24 protein-coding genes are annotated in these 16,512 nt (G+C 46.0%); 19 read left to right on the forward strand and 5 right to left on the reverse strand.

Going from position 1 to position 16,512, the window contains the following annotated elements; genetic code table 11:
• The 14 genes from AC6B99_RS31385 to AC6B99_RS31450 all read left to right on the forward strand — a co-directional run bounded on the left by AC6B99_RS31385 (nucleotide 1) and on the right by AC6B99_RS31450 (nucleotide 10,598).
• Nucleotides 1-465 (forward strand): phage tail tube protein, encoded by a 465-nt coding sequence (locus tag AC6B99_RS31385; RefSeq protein WP_496665000.1) that lies wholly within the window; start codon nucleotides 1-3, stop codon nucleotides 463-465.
• A 26-nt stretch (nucleotides 466-491) separates the two neighbouring features.
• Nucleotides 492-911 (forward strand): phage tail assembly chaperone, encoded by a 420-nt coding sequence (locus tag AC6B99_RS31390; protein WP_496665001.1) that lies wholly within the window; start codon nucleotides 492-494, stop codon nucleotides 909-911.
• Nucleotides 912-1,167: 256 nt separating this feature from the next.
• A complete protein-coding gene (locus tag AC6B99_RS31395; protein WP_496665002.1) occupies nucleotides 1,168-1,689 on the forward strand; it encodes a hypothetical protein in 522 nt (173 codons plus the stop codon).
• A gap of 49 nt (nucleotides 1,690-1,738) precedes the next feature.
• A complete protein-coding gene (locus AC6B99_RS31400) occupies nucleotides 1,739-4,504 on the forward strand; it encodes a hypothetical protein (protein ID WP_496665003.1) in 2,766 nt (921 codons plus the stop codon).
• The gene (locus AC6B99_RS31405) at nucleotides 4,504-5,190 is read left to right on the forward strand and encodes a LysM peptidoglycan-binding domain-containing protein (protein WP_496665004.1); all 687 of its coding nucleotides are present in this window, start codon (nucleotides 4,504-4,506) and stop codon (nucleotides 5,188-5,190) included. The genes AC6B99_RS31400 and AC6B99_RS31405 overlap by 1 nt, the downstream gene beginning before the upstream one ends.
• Nucleotides 5,187-6,152, forward strand: coding sequence for an XkdQ/YqbQ family protein (locus tag AC6B99_RS31410; protein ID WP_496665005.1), 966 nt, complete (start codon nucleotides 5,187-5,189; stop codon nucleotides 6,150-6,152). The genes AC6B99_RS31405 and AC6B99_RS31410 overlap by 4 nt, the downstream gene beginning before the upstream one ends.
• The gene (locus AC6B99_RS31415) at nucleotides 6,149-6,415 is read left to right on the forward strand and encodes a DUF2577 domain-containing protein (RefSeq protein ID WP_496665006.1); all 267 of its coding nucleotides are present in this window, start codon (nucleotides 6,149-6,151) and stop codon (nucleotides 6,413-6,415) included. The genes AC6B99_RS31410 and AC6B99_RS31415 overlap by 4 nt, the downstream gene beginning before the upstream one ends.
• Nucleotides 6,412-6,813, forward strand: coding sequence for a DUF2634 domain-containing protein (locus tag AC6B99_RS31420; RefSeq protein WP_496665007.1), 402 nt, complete (start codon nucleotides 6,412-6,414; stop codon nucleotides 6,811-6,813). Before AC6B99_RS31415 ends, AC6B99_RS31420 begins: the two co-directional genes overlap by 4 nt.
• On the forward strand, nucleotides 6,806-7,885 hold the full coding sequence (locus tag AC6B99_RS31425) for a baseplate J/gp47 family protein (RefSeq protein ID WP_496665008.1): 1,080 nt from the start codon (nucleotides 6,806-6,808) through the stop codon (nucleotides 7,883-7,885). Before AC6B99_RS31420 ends, AC6B99_RS31425 begins: the two co-directional genes overlap by 8 nt.
• Nucleotides 7,878-8,465, forward strand: coding sequence for a putative phage tail protein (locus AC6B99_RS31430; protein ID WP_496665009.1), 588 nt, complete (start codon nucleotides 7,878-7,880; stop codon nucleotides 8,463-8,465). The genes AC6B99_RS31425 and AC6B99_RS31430 overlap by 8 nt, the downstream gene beginning before the upstream one ends.
• Nucleotides 8,462-8,743, forward strand: a complete 282-nt coding sequence (locus AC6B99_RS31435) for a ketopantoate hydroxymethyltransferase (RefSeq protein ID WP_496665010.1) — start codon at nucleotides 8,462-8,464, stop codon at nucleotides 8,741-8,743. The genes AC6B99_RS31430 and AC6B99_RS31435 overlap by 4 nt, the downstream gene beginning before the upstream one ends.
• Nucleotides 8,744-8,746: 3 nt before the next feature.
• On the forward strand, nucleotides 8,747-10,000 hold the full coding sequence (locus AC6B99_RS31440) for a pyocin knob domain-containing protein (RefSeq protein WP_496665011.1): 1,254 nt from the start codon (nucleotides 8,747-8,749) through the stop codon (nucleotides 9,998-10,000).
• A gap of 74 nt (nucleotides 10,001-10,074) precedes the next feature.
• On the forward strand, nucleotides 10,075-10,407 hold the full coding sequence (locus AC6B99_RS31445; RefSeq protein ID WP_496665012.1) for a hypothetical protein: 333 nt from the start codon (nucleotides 10,075-10,077) through the stop codon (nucleotides 10,405-10,407).
• Nucleotides 10,408-10,460: 53 nt separating this feature from the next.
• Complete coding sequence (locus AC6B99_RS31450; RefSeq protein ID WP_496665013.1) at nucleotides 10,461-10,598, forward strand: CD1375 family protein; 138 nt, start codon at nucleotides 10,461-10,463, stop codon at nucleotides 10,596-10,598.
• A gap of 196 nt (nucleotides 10,599-10,794) precedes the next feature.
• Here the strand turns inward: AC6B99_RS31450 and AC6B99_RS31455 are convergent, their stop codons facing one another.
• Entirely contained in the window at nucleotides 10,795-10,875 is an 81-nt protein-coding gene (locus tag AC6B99_RS31455; protein ID WP_442952516.1) for a putative holin-like toxin, read from the reverse strand.
• 150 nt (nucleotides 10,876-11,025) lie between these two features.
• Here AC6B99_RS31455 and AC6B99_RS31460 point away from each other — a divergent pair, with 150 nt between their 5' ends.
• Genes AC6B99_RS31460 through AC6B99_RS31470 form a run of 3 tightly spaced genes read left to right on the forward strand, consistent with a single transcriptional unit; the run spans nucleotide 11,026 to nucleotide 12,417 of the window.
• Nucleotides 11,026-11,253: a hemolysin XhlA family protein gene (locus AC6B99_RS31460; RefSeq protein WP_496665014.1), complete on the forward strand. Its 228-nt coding sequence runs from the start codon at nucleotides 11,026-11,028 to the stop codon at nucleotides 11,251-11,253.
• Nucleotides 11,253-11,573, forward strand: a complete 321-nt coding sequence (locus tag AC6B99_RS31465; RefSeq protein ID WP_496665015.1) for a hypothetical protein — start codon at nucleotides 11,253-11,255, stop codon at nucleotides 11,571-11,573. Before AC6B99_RS31460 ends, AC6B99_RS31465 begins: the two co-directional genes overlap by 1 nt.
• Nucleotides 11,566-12,417 (forward strand): C39 family peptidase, encoded by an 852-nt coding sequence (locus AC6B99_RS31470; RefSeq protein ID WP_496665016.1) that lies wholly within the window; start codon nucleotides 11,566-11,568, stop codon nucleotides 12,415-12,417. Before AC6B99_RS31465 ends, AC6B99_RS31470 begins: the two co-directional genes overlap by 8 nt.
• Nucleotides 12,418-12,462: 45 nt before the next feature.
• Here AC6B99_RS31470 and AC6B99_RS31475 read toward each other — a convergent pair whose 3' ends face one another.
• The 4 genes from AC6B99_RS31475 to AC6B99_RS31490 form a co-directional block, all read right to left on the reverse strand.
• Entirely contained in the window at nucleotides 12,463-13,632 is a 1,170-nt protein-coding gene (locus AC6B99_RS31475; protein WP_496665017.1) for a helix-turn-helix domain-containing protein, read from the reverse strand.
• On the reverse strand, nucleotides 13,601-14,287 hold the full coding sequence (locus tag AC6B99_RS31480; RefSeq protein ID WP_496665018.1) for a hypothetical protein: 687 nt from the start codon (nucleotides 14,285-14,287) through the stop codon (nucleotides 13,601-13,603). Before AC6B99_RS31480 ends, AC6B99_RS31475 begins: the two co-directional genes overlap by 32 nt.
• A 286-nt stretch (nucleotides 14,288-14,573) precedes the next feature.
• Nucleotides 14,574-14,864, reverse strand: a complete 291-nt coding sequence (locus tag AC6B99_RS31485; RefSeq protein WP_496665019.1) for a hypothetical protein — start codon at nucleotides 14,862-14,864, stop codon at nucleotides 14,574-14,576.
• 78 nt (nucleotides 14,865-14,942) lie between these two features.
• Nucleotides 14,943-15,236, reverse strand: coding sequence for a hypothetical protein (locus AC6B99_RS31490; protein ID WP_496665020.1), 294 nt, complete (start codon nucleotides 15,234-15,236; stop codon nucleotides 14,943-14,945).
• A 113-nt stretch (nucleotides 15,237-15,349) separates the two neighbouring features.
• Between AC6B99_RS31490 and AC6B99_RS31495 the strand changes: the two genes are divergently transcribed.
• Nucleotides 15,350-15,559 carry a helix-turn-helix domain-containing protein gene (locus tag AC6B99_RS31495; protein ID WP_496665021.1) on the forward strand — a complete coding sequence of 70 codons (210 nt, stop codon included), beginning with the start codon at nucleotides 15,350-15,352 and terminating at the stop codon, nucleotides 15,557-15,559.
• Entirely contained in the window at nucleotides 15,556-16,500 is a 945-nt protein-coding gene (locus tag AC6B99_RS31500; RefSeq protein WP_496665022.1) for a hypothetical protein, read from the forward strand. The genes AC6B99_RS31495 and AC6B99_RS31500 overlap by 4 nt, the downstream gene beginning before the upstream one ends.
• The last annotated feature ends 12 nt before the right edge of the window (nucleotides 16,501-16,512 follow it).

Raw genomic sequence — 16,512 nt, forward strand, 5'->3', positions numbered from 1 at the left:
ATGCTATTTCGGGAAATGGATGCAATTAGCGGCAAACAGGCGGTAGCCTATGCTAAAATTGCGGGTCGGATGGAAGAATTGTTTTATGCAAAATCGCTTGAGGCAAACATCGAAAAAAACAAGATCGACGTCCCGATTCTAGGGAAGACAAACACGGGGAAGCGTGCTGCAGGATGGACTGGAAGCGGAACAATGACCATCTACTATGTTACAAGCACGTTTCGCCAAATGATGATCGATTACGTCAAAACAGGTAAAGATAACTGGTTTGATCTAGTCATCGAAAATGAGGACCCGAGCTCCAGTGCGGGTAAACAAAGCATCTTGCTTAAGGATTGCAACATGGACAGCATCGTTATTGCTAAATTTGATGCAACCAGCGACGACATGCTGGAAGAAGATATTCCATTCACTTTTTCCGATGTCGATATGCTTGACCAATTTAACACAATCACAGGCGTCTAAACGCCTTATAAACGGAGGATTATACTATGAGTTTGAGCGCATTTTTTAAACAAAACGTTGTTTCGGATATTACTGTTGACTTCGTTGTATCTGATCGTATGAAGGACAAGGACGGCAAGTCTATCCCTTGGAAACTCAAGACGATGACCGAGGAAGATAATGAGAGGTTGCGGAAGGCGGCTACCAAACAAGTCAAAGGCAAAAACGGAGTAAAAACCAATGAAACAGACAGCGAAGCATATCTTGCAAAGCTTGTCGTAGCAAGCGTAATTTATCCCGATTTGCACAATGCGGAATTGCAGCAATCTTATAATATTATGGGAGCTGACGTCCTTCTAAAAAAAATGCTCCTCCCTGGAGAATTCGCCAGTCTTGTAGGAAAAGTTCAAGAACTCAACGGCTTTGACCGCGATCTTAACGAATTGGTCGAAGAGGTAAAAAACTAATTGAAGAGGGCGATCCGGAAGCAACCCTTGCTTACTACGCCCTCCATGAAATGAACATAATGCCTTGGGATTTCACCGAGCTTCCGCTGCTTAAGAAAGCATCATTAATAGCTTTTATTAAGGTGAGAGTGGAAGCTGAGAGTAAACAGCGTGCGAAGATCAAAAGCAAAAAATGATAGGATTTTACAAATTAAGCTAGACCGCCCTATTCTATTTTTGGTACTATATTCCTAAAAAGTGAAGGGCGGGAGCAATAATGGACAACAGAAGAGTTGCGAGAAGGAAATCGATGCAAATAGTTATTTTGATTCTCACCGCAATTTTTGGGCTATTTGCTATCATCATAGTATCGATACTTGGACCGAAGGATGCTGACGATAAGGTTGCTGCTAAAGCCCCTAAAACAGCGGAACAAATTTATGCGGAATCAGGTATACAAAAAGGCATGGTCGTTGATGATAATTATAAGAGCAAATATGCTTTTAAGATTATCAAATATACACCGAGCAGTAGGCATTATTCCGTTCAGCAATTAAAAGGAAAAGTGACTGCTGAGTCTGCCGACGAAATTGTTAAGGAACTGTACTCCTTAGAAGCATTCAAGGATGGTGGGGGAACTTTGGGCAATGTTGTAATTTACGACAACACAGTTAAACTGACTGTAGGTCAGAGCCCGGGAATGGATGCTGAGGAACAAGCGGAATACACCAAAAGAGAAAAGTTAATCTATCTCGGAGATAAAACATACCAGTTTGAAGTAGCCTTGAAAAAGCCGTGATTTAGCAGCCCTGATTTGGGGCTGCTTTTTTATTTCTCTGGAAAGGAGGTTGAAAATGCCTACAATATCAACTTACCTAAAAATGATGGATCAGTTCTCCTCGCCTTTGCGAAAAACAATTAATCAAGTTAATACCGCTATCGTCGCAATGGAGAGGCTGAGGCGCCTTGTCGAAGCACCAGCAGAGTTTAAGGTTAAGGTGAATGCTGCACAGGCAGTCTCGCAGGTGCAGCAGCTCGCGAATGCCGTTTCCTCTGCGGCAACAGATGTAGAAATCAATGTGACGTTATCTAGTCAGGGGATTTCTCAGCAAATGACGCAAATTGAGCAGCAGATCCGGTCTCATAGTCCTGCACTGGTTATTAATTCCTCAGTTAATTCGGCAGAAATAGCAGCACAAATGCAGCAACTTAGGCAGACGTTGTCCGCTTCGGGATCCGCTACGGTTATTGAGGTTGCTATTAACGCCGCGGATGTTACGCAAAAGATAGCAAATATCCAGAGTCAAATACGCAATGGTTTAACTGCTTCCGCGGTCCAGGTCACTTTGGATGGTACAGCAGCAGTGCAAGAGGCAGCGGCGCTGCGAGGGCGTATCGATGGAGCATTAACACCAATAAATATTACTCCTCAGATCCATGTAGATGCCGCTGCAGTCCGTAATCAATTGAGGATGCAGATAAGTGGCATAGGCGGGATCAACGCAAATGTACGCTTAGAGCCGCATATGCAGATCAATCTGGCCCAATTGCGTAATCAATTAAATTCGCAGTTGAGCGGGCTATCTTCGCATTCTCCTATAACAGTCCAAATTAGGCTTGATACTACCCGTGCTTTATTACAGGCAACAGCACTAAGGATGCAGATTTTGTCCCGCATAGGGACGATTATTGCAACAGTAAACTTGAGCTCAAATCTTACCACTCTGCTTCAGGAACTTATTCATTTGGTCAGAGAGCTAACTGCTGCCGTTCGTAACATTCCACCTCCTGGAGGCGGTGGCGGGGGTGGTGGGGGCGGCAGCGGAGGACGGGGCGGGCTTGGTGGTATGGCTGGTCAGCTTGGTGCTCTTGCTGGAGGATACTTGGGTTACCAAGGCGGTAAAGCGTTGATTGGCGCAACTATTGGTGGGGCTATGGAGCAGCAATCCATTATAGACACGTTCAGCGCTCGTATGAAAAGTGATGAATTAGGCGAAGCAACATACCAAAAAATTGTTCAGCAGGCTCTTGATTTGCGGCAGGATGTTGATCAGGCACTATCTGGCTCAATGTCTTTCTTGAGTAATACGCTGGACCCGGAGCAATTGGCTGAGTTGAATAAAATATCAATGCGGCTACTTAAACTAAATCCTACTGAAAATTTAGAAGGGGCAGCCTTCTCGATGAAAGAGTTGCTTTCCGGGGATTACACTTCGATTGTTGATAGGTTTAATATGAGCCGTGCCATGATTAAGGACAGCGATGCTTTAGCAGCGGGAAAAGCCGGAGATATGGAAGGCTTTATTAAGGGCATGGACAAATTACTCAATCAGCAGAACCTGTCGGAAGAGGCGTTTTTGAAAATGCTTGATTCCCCAGCTGCTAAATGGCAAGGGATCTTATCAAGATTCAAGTACCAATTAAAACAAACCGGTAAAGATGCTCTTAAAGCCTTGGAACCGTTGTTCGACATGATCGAAGAAGCTTTCAAGGCAGGGAAATTACAGCCGTTTTTTGACACAATCAAATTAGGGCTTGCTGGATTCGCAGCTGCCGCTAAAATTGTTCTGCCATTTATCATTGACCATGCTAAAACTTTGCAAAATATTTTATTGGCCATAGGAGTCGCTGCAGCAATCGTCGGGGCTATTATCTTGATCGATTGGGCAATAGCCGCATGGCCGGTCTTAGCACTGATAGCTGTACTGATAGGTGTCTTAGAGGTGTTAAACGCTCTTGGCTACTCTACTCCTGAAATTATAGCTAGCATCGCTGGATCGTTTAACATGTTAGGGGTGTACATCGCTAACGTATTTACGTATATCAAAAACTATTGGACCATCTTGGGGGATTTTCTTCATAACTTTATGATTGATCCTATTGCTGCAATTAAACTGTTATTTTTTAATATGGGTAGTAACTTATTGGGTTTCATGATTACTTGGGCAGAAGGAGCTGAGGAATTTGGAAGCTCATTTGTTAAGAGTGTCGGAGGTGCTATAAATAAGGTTTTGGGCTTCGTAGGAACTTTGGCAAACAAATTATCCGAACTGCCGGGGTTAGAGGGTCTTAAAGGATTTTCAACGATTACAGTGGATACTGATTCGCCAAACGGAGTCTCGAACTTTCTGAAAACATTAAAAAACAGGTACGACGGTGCTGCAGCTAAAATAGCAGAGGATAACCCTGCTTTGCGTCAAACAAAGCTGGATGAATATCGCAGTGGTGGAGAATACTACGATGCCTTTATGGAGGGCTACAATGCTGTAATGGCCGCTTTTGGAGATGCAGAAAACCTTGTTGGAGACGCTAAAGCGATTTACGACAAGATTAAGGGCCAACTTGAGAACGGCAATGGACCCAACAATATTGATAAGGTCGGAAAGGTCGGTAAAATTGAGGACTCCGTCGATATCACCAGCGAGGATCTCAAGACAATGCGGGAGCTGGCTGAGATGAAGAACATTCAGAATTTCGTGTCTCTCACCCCGACCATCCAAGTAACGGGAGATAATCATTTCAGCCAAGACGTCGATATGAGTGGGTTTATCACAAGGTTAGCTGGCCAACTTGAGAATGAAGTTGCCTCGTCGGCGAAGGGGGTATATGCATAATGGCATATGGACTTTGGCTCAGTTGGAACAACAAAGCGGATGAATTCCAATTGCCGATTAACCCCAGCAGCATAGAGGTGGGTGAGGGGAGCAATACCGCCACTTACGATATTGAGAAGCTTGGGGAGATATCAGTTATAAAAAGCCCCAAACTTACCTCATACAGCTGGGACGGGCTGTTCCCCGCCCGCAATTATCCGTTTTCATCAGCACCGGTGCTTCCGCCAATGACGCGCCGCGGCTTGAAGTTTAACCCATACGTCTATTTTCTGGAGAAGTGGCGGCGCTCGCGGAGGCCGATCCGCTTTGTTTTGGTGACTGATAGGTATGAGATCAACACAGCCTGCAGCATTGAGTCCTTCACATGGCAGGAATCGGGCGGCAGCGGTGGCGATTTAGAATATAGCATTACACTCAAGCGGTACTTTTTTTATGCGGCCACTCCCGTCGAGGTTAACCAGGATGCAACTAGCGGGGAGACCACAGTCACTAAGAAGGAGCCAGAGCGGGCAAACGAAAAGGTGCAGCCTAAGACATATACCGTTGTCAGTGGCGATACCTTATGGATTATCGCAAAGAAGCAGTTGGGAGACGGTAATCGCTGGAAGGAGATACAGAAGCTTAATAATATCTCTGACGCGGATCTCAAGCGGCTTCAGGTCGGAAAGGTGCTGAAGCTGCCATGATTGAGCTGATTTTAGACAACAAGGCTGGCCAACTTTGGGATATCGGGAATATTGCCACGGATATTACCTGGCAGACTACCCGTATCGGCAAGGCTGGCAGCCTGCAATTCACTTTGATTAAAGGGGGGCTCTATGAGAGCGCCTCTTTTTCTGTTTCATGCGGGGATATTGTTCGCTTCCGCTATGATGGCCTAAATGTTTTTTACGGCTATGTTTTTTCGGTCGATGGTGGCCGCGATGAAAAAGTGAGAATTACGGCATACGATCAGATTCGTTACCTGATGAGCACGGACACCTATGTGTTCACTGGTGTTTCCGCTGCGGAAGTGGTCGAGAAGATCGCAAAGGACGTTACCCTTAAGCTTGGCACCATCGATGCGCCGGCATACAAGATTCCGTCCATGGTAGCAGACGGAGAGAAGCTGCTCGATATCATCGACAAGGCGCTAGCGCTAACGCTGATTAATAGCGGCGCAAATTATATACTCTATGACGATTTCGGAGCACTCACGCTGCGCTTGGCAGACAACATGATGCTAGATTTTATGATTGGTGACGGCAGCCTCATGTATGATTACAGCCTTAAGCGCTCAATCGATCAGGACACATATAACAAGATTAAGTTAGTACGAGACAACAAGGAGACCGGCAAGCGTGATGTTTACATCGCCCAGGATAGCGCGAATATTGCGAAGTGGGGCTTATTGCAATACCACGAAAAAGTTAACGAGAAAATGAATGATGCTCAGATTAAGCAACTCCTTGATACGTTGGCCACTCTGAAAAATCGGGAAACCAAGTCTTTCACGATAACGGCGCTAGGCATGCTTGGCGTTCGAGCTGGCTGCTATTTACCGGTCGTCATTGAGGCATATGACATCAATCAGCCTTTTCTTATTAATTCATGCTCCCATCGGTTTAACGGCGATCATACAATGACGCTGGAGTTGATGGTTGTATGAGCATGGGGAATTTACTCCAATTAATCAAGCAGGCTGCGACTGACGCTGTTTCGGCGGGGAACCCGGTGACGATCATGTTCGGGGAGGTCGTTACGCCTTCGCCGCTTAGTGTGCGGGTTGATCAGCGATTTATTCTGACAGAAGAATTTTTCATTATAACGGAAACAGCCTCATCCAAAATAACGGATGGGGCTGTTCTTGTTCTGCTCCGCCTGCAGGGCGGACAGCAGTATCTCATTTTAGATAAGGTGGCGGACACATGATCCCGCAGGGTGGTAGCCTTACAAATGTCACAGTGCGGGAAGTGCAACAGCCTTCACTGACATGGGGCATTGATTTTACAACGGGGAGAATTAAGGGTAAGGTGGACGGCCTTGCAGCAGTGCGGCAGGCAGTGAGTAAGGCTCTCCAGACGGACCGCTTTTGGCATGCCGTATACACATTTAATTACGGCCACGAACTTAACACCCTATCCGGGCGCAGCCCGTTGTACGTTCAATCCGAGGCAGCGCGAATGATTAGCGAAGCGCTGCTGCAGGATGATCGCATAACGAGCGTGGATGACGTGCAGGCCGTTGTTCAGGGCGACGAAATGACTGTCTCATTCACGGTCGTTACAGATTTCGGGAGCTTTAGAGAGGAGTTGAATCGCGGTGTATGAGCATATGACTTTTGAGTTTATTCTGCAGCGCATGCTTGCCCGCGTTTCCGATGATGTGGACAAGCGTGAAGGAAGCATCATTTACGATGCGTGCTCACCTGCAGCTGCGGAGATGGCGCAAATGTATATCGAGATGGATCTTAACTACCAGCTCTCATTTGCGGATACGGCCAGCGGTGAATATCTTTCCCGCAAAACGGCAGAGTTCGGCGTCGTTCGTACAGAGGCGACGCCCGCTGAACGTAAAGGACTATTTTACAACCAGACTAACGAGCTTATTGACGTTCCTCTGGGCAGCCGTTATGGCCTTGGTGAATTGACGTTTGTTGTATCGGAGCGGATCAGCATCGGCACATTCAAAGTCGTTTGCGAGACAACGGGCAGTGCAGGCAATGAACAGTTTGGCGATATGTTGCCGATCGATTACGTCAACGGCCTGGCACGCGCCGTTCTTTCGGACGTTATTGCTCCTGGGGAAGAGGCTGAACCGGACGCAGCTTTGCGCGAACGGTTTTATGCTTCGGTCAATGAGCCTGCATTCGGCGGCAATATTGCTGATTACAAACAAAAGATCAATGCCATTCCTGGCGTCGGAGCTACCAAGGTATACCCGGTATGGGCTGGAGGCGGCACGGTTAAATGTAGCATCATCGCTTCTGACTGGAGCCCGCCATCGCCCGCTCTGGTCACCGAGGTTCAAACGCTGATTGATCCGACCGTTAATAGCGGGCATGGCATCGGCATGGCTCCTATCGGACATGTTGTAACGATCGTTGGCGTGACTGCCCTGGTCATAAATATTGATACGGCGCTTACGCTAGCTCCAGGAATGACGGTGGGACAAGTTCAAGCGGATATTGAAGGGGCCATTTCTACTTATCTGCTTGAGCTCCGCAAGGACTGGACCAATCAGCAGCAGCTCACTGTCCGAACGGCGCAAATTGAAGCGCGTATTCTGACCGTACCAGGCGTTGAAGACGTCGCTGGCACATTGATTAATGGCGGAGCTGGGAACCTCACGCTTGGAGCTGACACAGTGCCTACGTTGGGGATGGTGACGCTGCATGCCTGATCGGATACTCGTTCAGCTTCCGGAATATTACCGGGAGATTATTGATTTTGTGGAGCTGGATGCGACAGAATCGGTGGAGCTGGATTTGCTGCAGGCTGCTGCTGATCAACTCCTAAATGATCAATTTGTCGATGCAGCTGGGCTGCAGGCGATTAAGAGGCGCGAGCAGATGCTCGGCATTCAGGCGGACGCTGCGACAGAGACGCTCGAGTTCCGCCGAATCCGCATCCTAAACCGTTACCAGACCAAGCCGCCGTTCACGGTCCGCTACCTGCAGCAGCAGCTTGATATGCTCGTTGGTGTAGGCATGACGGTTGTGACGCTCGATACGGCTGCCTTTGTTCTGGTCGTTACGGCCAACATTGACGAGGCTGCTGTATTTAAAGAGGTATTGCGGACCGTCGAGACGATCAAGCCAGCAAATATTGTCTACCAGCAAAACACATCCCTTGAAAACACGATCGAGCTTGTGGAGAGCATCAAGCAGCAGTTTGTGACGTGGAACTATAAGCTGGACGGTTCTTGGCAGTTAGGGGCTAAACCATTCGCTACGCTAGGGCCGGAGGTGATTATCAAATGATTGAGCCGGCATTTCTGCACGATGTGGCCGCCTATATCGATGGCAGAGTCGCGAAAGTGGTCCTGAATGGGACGCATGTCATTACGGACTTTGAGGTCAAGCAAGTGAGCGGCAGCACTCTTGCCCTTAATTATCTGGTCCCGTCTTCATCGGTATCTTTAATCACCTTAATTGAGGTCAAGGACGCCGCAGACCAGGTGCTCTCCTCGACAGCGGTTAACGTTCCCATTCTGGCCGACCATTTAATGCTTCAAACGATTCTAGTAAAGGAGGGATAATTCGTGGCAAAAACAGATTGGAGCATGGGCGACACGGTCCAGCCTTCCGACCTTAATCAGTTGGGGCAGGAAATCAACGATAATACAACCAAAACGCAGTCAATATCTGGAGGAAACCTGGACACGTTTAAAACTAACGGGACTTTTTACGTCAATAATCCCGCGAATGGACCGACAGCTAATTTTTATGGATATCTGCAAGTCATGAACATAGGAGTTGACTCACATGTCATGCAGTTGGCCCATTCCCTTTCTAATCCTCCGCGGATGTGGATGCGGAGATGCACAGTAGGAACGTGGTGGGCATGGGATGAAGTTGCCCGAATGAGCACCATGCAAAACTTGGGGTATGGGGTAACAACGGGGACGAGTACCGCCTATTTGGTTACAATCGCATCAGTTACTGCTCTCATTGATGGATTGCGCATCACAGCTAAGCTGCATGTGACAAATGGCGCAAATCCAACAGTAAATGTTAATGGGCTTGGAGCAAGGGCCATTATCAAGCCAAACGGATCTGCACCGAGTGCAGGAACTTTAAAGGCCACGGTCTACACTCTCGTATTGAGTGGCACAAATTTTATCTTACAGGGTGAAGGAGGTGAGTATGGAACGGCTGTAGTGTCCGAGGTATTGGCTGGGAAAACAATAGGAACCGAAGCGGGTCCAGCTGCGGGAACCATGCCGAATTACTCAAGGGCGGCGCTCGGTGAGGGATATACTGGAGCGCAATCGGTCAAAGTTGATTCAATGGGAAATTTGGTTATAGAGCCGAAAACGGGTTATTACACGACGGGGCTTAATAGCGCGGGATTTGGAACGGTTTTAATCTATGATCCTGATTTTATCGCAGCAAATTTTCGTGCGGGCAAGGAAGCTTTCGGTCTGATAGGCACTATGCCAGAGGGTTATCGAATGGTGACTGGGTCGGTGACGAGTAGCGCTACTACCAGTGCTTTCCCGTTTCCACCAGCCAACAACAGTTCGAAGTATACCCTTGAGATTACTGGATTCAATATGTCCGAGGTTGTCGCCATCATTTGTCAGGGACCGAACGGCACAATCTCGATTTATTCCCCTTATAGCACACGAGTGGTTGGCTATGACTACTATTGTGCTGCTCCGAGCTTCAATCCAGGAAACCAAATTTCGACCAAGGCTGCGATTTTGCCTGACAGACCAATTACATCAAATTACGCCTGCCTACCTTGTTACAATCCTAACGAGGCGTACAGTTACATTATCGTTGGTAAATAGGAGGTATTTATGAATAGCTTTGGCAAACGAATTTATTACGACAGCAGCGGCGCGGTCATCCTTAGACCAACGAAATGCGTGGTGACGGCGTTGTAAGGCCAACGGCGGAGGAAGATACAGAACGATATATCGCCTTACAGGAGCGCGTGACAGGCAGCTATGCGTACATGGAGCTTGATTATGGGCAATACGCACAGGACTTTGCGGAGTGTAGCAGTTTTCGAGTGGATGTCACTGGCGAGCCGACGCTGCTGTTTTCCTACCCTGACCCTTCACAGCCAGGCACGAGCATCGAGCAGCCGAAGCCGTTAACGCAGCAAATGGCTGATTTACAGGCATCTAACTTGACCTTGATGGAGGTCGTCGCCGATCTATACGAGACAGTATTAGGAGCTGGGCAAGCGTGATTCTTAACACGTTGCTGCGGCTTCTTTTTACTTGGGGAGGGGGTGAATACAGGATGGCTATTGTGACGGTATATGTGACGCTTATTATCGCGGGGAGACGGACGTTTCCACAGGTTCCGATGACGCTACAGCCTGCCGTTGGCGCTGAGCTTACGGAGCTCGGCTTAGGCAATGACGGCAAGCCTGTTTAATTGCTAGCAATTTGCTAGCAAATTGCTAGCAGATTTTTTTACTGCTGTGTTATAATACAGACAAGTTAGGCATAAAATGCAAAGAGAGCCGTGCTAGTAACACGACTCCCAGCGCAATAGCCGCTTTTAAGGGCGGTAGGCTCCGCAATTGAAGGATAATACGAAATAGACCGCATACCTTTGCTGAGGGGGCGGTCTATTTCCGTTTATTGGACAGCAGCGCTACGATAAGCGTACCAAAGGTAAGCATAAGCATGAGTGCTTCGAAAACTGTCACGGGGCATCCCTCCCTTCTATAAGGAGGTAGCCGACCGACCCTTTAAGCCTAATCTATTGCCCAATCAGTATAGCATAATCCGTGCTGGTAATATATTCATTTTGTAAAGCTCCGCTGCGGCGGGGCTATTTTTATTGGGGAGTGGTAGGCGTGCCAGATGAAACAAATGAAATCCTTCAACGTTTGACCCGTTTGGAGACAAAGCTCGATTTAATGGGGGCTGCAAAAGATGTTGCAAATGAAGCGCTGCAGAGTTCAAAATCTGCTCATCATCGACTTACATCAATGGAAGATAGTCAAAAATGGTTGTGGCGTACTGTCATCGGTGCTGTCATAGCCGGAGGCATTAGCTTGTTATGGAAAGGGATGGGATCATAATGCAAACCGAACAATTGTTTTCTTGGGAAGCTCTCTCCGCAATGGGGGGAGCTTCTTTGCTTACCTTCTTCATTGTTCAGTACAGCAAAAATTTAATTGATAGATTTGCCGCATGGCTGCCGACTGATTTATATGCGGTTTTTGTTGCATGGGTGATTCTTACGCTGGCCCAGTTGGCTTTAGGCACAACAGCAACTGATTGGCGGGTGTATGCCTTGTCATTTGCTAATGCCTTTTTAATAGCAGCTGCAGCTGGACAGATGCAAAACAAGGCTATTAATACACCTGGAGCCGCGAAGGGAGGCGGCAGCATTGACTAACCCTGTTTATTACAGCCAAGAGGATGTCCGATGGCGAAACGTTATGTACTCCAGTCACGGAGATGCTAAGCAGACCATAGGCACGTCGGCTTGCGGCCCAACAAGCGCAGCTATGGCAATCAGCTCGCTCACAGGCAAGGCGTTGTTGCCGCCTGCTGCAGCTGCTTATGCGGTCAGCAATGGTTACAGGACATACAACGATGGGACGGCATGGTCTTATTTTGGCGCTATCGCCAAGACATACGGCATTGAATGCAAGCAGACTGGCAGCCTTGATGCGGCTAAAACGGCGCTGGCCGAGGGTGCGCTTGTCGTTGCGTCCATGCGACCGGGGCATTTTACCGGAGGCGGACACTATATTTTGCTCGTCAGCTGCCGCCAGAAAAACGGCGTGACGTGGATAGATGTTTTTGATCCTAACCACGACAACACTAAATATGGCTCTGATGGCCTAGTGGATCAAGGCATTCGCAATGATGGTAAGGTATCCGCTAAAGAATCGGTATTCAAAACAGAAGCACGTCAATATTGGGTATTTTCAAAAAAAATTGAGGAGGCTGAATTGGAAATGACAGAAGCAGAGAAGAAGGCAATGGAGGATTTACAGGAGACGGTGAAGAAACAAACGGAGGCGATTGAAGCCATGGAGAAGCGGTTGAACATGTCCGGCAAAGAAACGTATGCCTCCGGCTATGATGATGCAATTAAAGCTGCTAAGCAGGCAGGTGTGATAAAAACAAGTGCAGACAAGTCGAAGATGGAGCTTAACGTTATCCAGATGCTATATAATGCCGGCCTATGCGACAAGGACATATTGTCGGCAATCCAAAAATTAAAAGTATAATATTTACAAAGCCCTGCTCACCATTAGGTCGGCAGGGCTTCGTACTCATTTAACTCTTTTAAGAAATGACTTTTGATCTTGTGTGTTAGATTTAGGTGTGATTTTTCCCTGGACATGTAAAAAAGTACTGAATGAGATTATCTCTTCTTCTGTAACCCCTGTTTCAAAAGCTATTTGTGATATAGGGATATTGAGTTTTTCTGTAATATACCGTAATGCGTGAGCAAGTAATCTTGGAGTTTCAAACGGTATTTCATCATCGAATGGCTCATTTAACCTCCACTTATTTCTGCTAATTGTTTGCCTTAAGTAGAGTGAATATTCAGGAGTAAATATTTCGAGTTGCTCAGCACGGTATACAATAGCTTGTACAGAAACTTTCCAATGTTTCTTTAGAATCAACAAATAATCCATTCCTAGAGATGATAAGTCTTTTGATATCCCACTTTCAGGCATTAGAATAGCTGCAGCAATTCGGTTAGCTTCATACTCAATTCTTTTCGAATTTATTGTCTTATTTAGTTCCTTTTTTGAATACTTAGAGTGGAGCAAAATATGACCCAATTCATGAGCTATGTTAAACCTAGCTCTAACTGCTGAAGTTATGTTGCTATTTAATACAATGTAAGGGACATCTTCTACGTTGACCGTACATGCATCAATTCCTTGGTGATTAAGGTCCAGATAGAAGATGTGTATCCCAATTTTTTCGCACAGAGCAGTAATATTGCTTATTGGCCCGTCGCCCAAATTAAACTTATCACGTAAATTAGAAGCAATTTCTTCGATTTCCTCGTCGTTTGTTGGCTTAAAATTATCTTCCGCTGGAGTTTTTACTAAATTCCAATCAAAAGTAGGTAAAATAACTTTGCCTTTAATATTTTCAACGATACGATCAATCAATCCAATCATATATTCCGTTTGTTCGATATACTTCTTCGCTACGCTCGCTTTACTTCGATAAATGAAACTACTCTCAAAGAATTTTTCATTTATTTCGTTGTTAAAAAAATATGTTGGCTCGAATCCTAGTAATTGTGAAAAAGCCTTTATGGTTTCAATGCTTGGAATAGCTTTGCTTTTCTCGTATTTGGAAATAGTCTGATGTGTTACGTTTAGATGACTTGCAACATCTTCTAACGTGAAATTTCTAATTTTGCGAGCCTCTTCGAGCTTTTTTCCGTTAAATGGCCTGTGAAGGTCGGCGCTCCTCATTTCTATTAACCTCGCCTTCAGCAAACTGTTCGAATTCCTCAAAACTCATGTCTTCAATGCTTGTAATCGTTGATTTAGGGAAAAAGCCTTCAATAGCATTGAACTCCTCCAATAAAGGTATGGAAGCTTCAAGTTTACCTACACTATTAGGAATACCTAGGGTAACAAATGATGGCGTTTTTGTTTGGTATCCATGATTTAATTGGAAGTACAGCTTATCGCCAGTATCAATATGTGTTTCGAATCCATCAAAATCGAAATAACTTGCAACGGGTTTGATATGTCGATCTCTGCAGTACGCCTTTCTTCCACAAGCGTGCTTGCTCTTGACTTGATTAAAGTGGACTAAGGTATTTGAATCATATAACTCTAGAAAAGGATGGGAATAATTAGAGTTAAAATTTATCCTGAATTGATAAGGTAACTCTTTGTTCTTAACTGCCTGTATCATGAAAAACTCTACCGCAATGTTTTTGATTTCAGGGAGTAATCTTTTTTTACCGCGAATTGTTTTAAAAATTGCGTTGTTCTCTAATATCATATCCGACCACTTATATGCATTAACAACTACTTGAGATAGTACAGCTCTGTGATTTCGGATGATATGTTGATCAATAAGTTCTCTAGGGTCTGATTTAATGATAGTTTCCAACATAAATTACCCCTTTCTATGCTTTTGCACCTATTTTACAAAAAAGCATCGTTTTTTGCAACCGGGTAATTGAGCACGTGCCTATGGTCTTGATTTGCATAGAGCACTCTAGGAGTCTCCGGGATGGATATTTTTCATTAGCAATAGAAGTAGTATGAAGAAATACCCGTATGGGAAAGCAATCCTGCGGCTCCTCGTATTAATTTCGAAGCCCTGCCGACCTAATGGTTAGCAGGGCTTTTTTGCGTTTAAAGCATATTATAAGGATTTGAAATACAATCCAATAACTTTATTTTTCTGCCCACTCTTCCAGCGAATTGACTAAATCGTCTATCGCTGTATCGTCCTCTGCCCACTTCTTCAACTTGGGAATTAGGATGGAATCGTTCACCCTATAGCCAACCCTTGTCATGAAGTCCATGGAAAGTTGATTGAGCATACCGCCCAATATGACATGTTTCCGTTCCAACACTTCAAGCTCTTTCTCATTTTCCTCCAGCTCTTTTGACTCCTCCAACGAGTCAACGATCTTGACCAAAGCTTTCCGCAAATCCGGCAAGTGCTTTTTGGCAACTAGCAATGCGTCCAACCTCCCCATTAGTGAAGTTACTTTCTCACCAGCAAAGCCGCCAGCCCTGAACGGGCTCGCGGCATAAAATTAGTTTTCACCCTCGCGCACCCTAGAAGCATTTGCCTTAATTATCTTTCCAGACTCATCATAGATGGTCTTCATGAATGAGTTAATATGATCTATTTCTTGCAATGCTTCCTGGTACTTCTCTTCGCCACCCGGAAGCTCGCGGCCTGTGAAAAGTCCCTCGTCGTTAAATTCCGCTATACCGTCTAAATCTTGAATTATAAGCTCCTGTTTCCTACGCGCATCCAACATAGCCGAGTATACTACGCGAAACTGATCGAGAGACATTTCAACCATAAATGTTTTTATTGACATTTTTTCCAACTCCTTTAATTTGTTAATCTAAATATATGCGATCGTGAATATAATGTCAATATCTTCTTGTAAATAAATATGCGATCGTATATATTTGATTTGAGGTGATCACAATGATTTCATTCGCGCCGTTTCATGCCTGGTACAATTCAACAGGCAAAAAAAAGAATGACATACTTATTGATTGTGGTTTTGCTCCAGCAACTTCCGCGAAGATTTGGAAGGACAAAATGCCATTCCGCTCGGACGTATTAGACACGATTTGTCGAGTCTACGATCTGAAAGTCGAGCAAGTAATTGAGTGGAAGGAGAATGTAGAATGATTGAGATGTTCGATCCGAGGAAGGGATTCGTGGCAAGCCCCCAGGAACGTGCGTTGTATGGCCGCGGCGGGAATGGGGCTTTAAACGGAGTTGTTTATTTTCCTGTCGCTGCTGGAAATATCCCTGCAGAGTGGGGAGTAATGAAGCCTACAAAGATAGAAGGCCAGGACGCATATGCCGTTCCGGAGCTTCGGTTATTTGTCGGAACGACGAAGGACAGCAAACTGCTGCAGCGTAACAAAGTACAGATGCACTTATTGGCCCATAACGTCCAGGGCGTATACCTAGTTCATTGGCTGCTTTGTATACGGGACCAGTGGCCGCAGCCGTTTATTGTTGAGATTACGCTTAACCCGTCCATTCATTTTGATACGCTGCAGGCGCTGGCCGATTCCCCTGTCATTTTGATAAACGTGTATAATCGGTGCGAGTACGTCGAGACACGATACATCGACAACCCAATCCGTGCGCAGGCTCGATCAGCAGTTGAGCATTGTAAAGATGCTCCGTTTCAAGACGGCGCGGCCTTCATGCAGGCCAAGGCTGCTTTCGAATCATTCATACACTTGGAACATCGGAATTTCGATTTTTCTGATATTCAACAGGCTGAGCGTGTTAATTTCACCTCGGGTAAATCGGAGGAAAAGAAACTTCGCCCGAGCCTGCAGGACATCGAGCACGGCGTTTCCATCCGACCATACCCAGGACTGCCGGCGGAACTGGAACCATACCACTTTTATATTAGCGAGTCTGGCCACTCCATAATGTGCGTGCTTGAAGAGCACTGGCCTACTTCAGAACCTGACGATCGGGAGATCCCTGTGCCGGTGAGGTATGTGCTGGAAAAGGGATGGAGAAGTGAGGATGGGTACATAATTGTGGATGCTCCATACGATAGCACTTTTGGAGTCGACATTCCCGAAGAATACGAAGAGTTCTAGCAAAACAAGCCC

The organism is Paenibacillus liaoningensis, assembly GCF_059609455.1.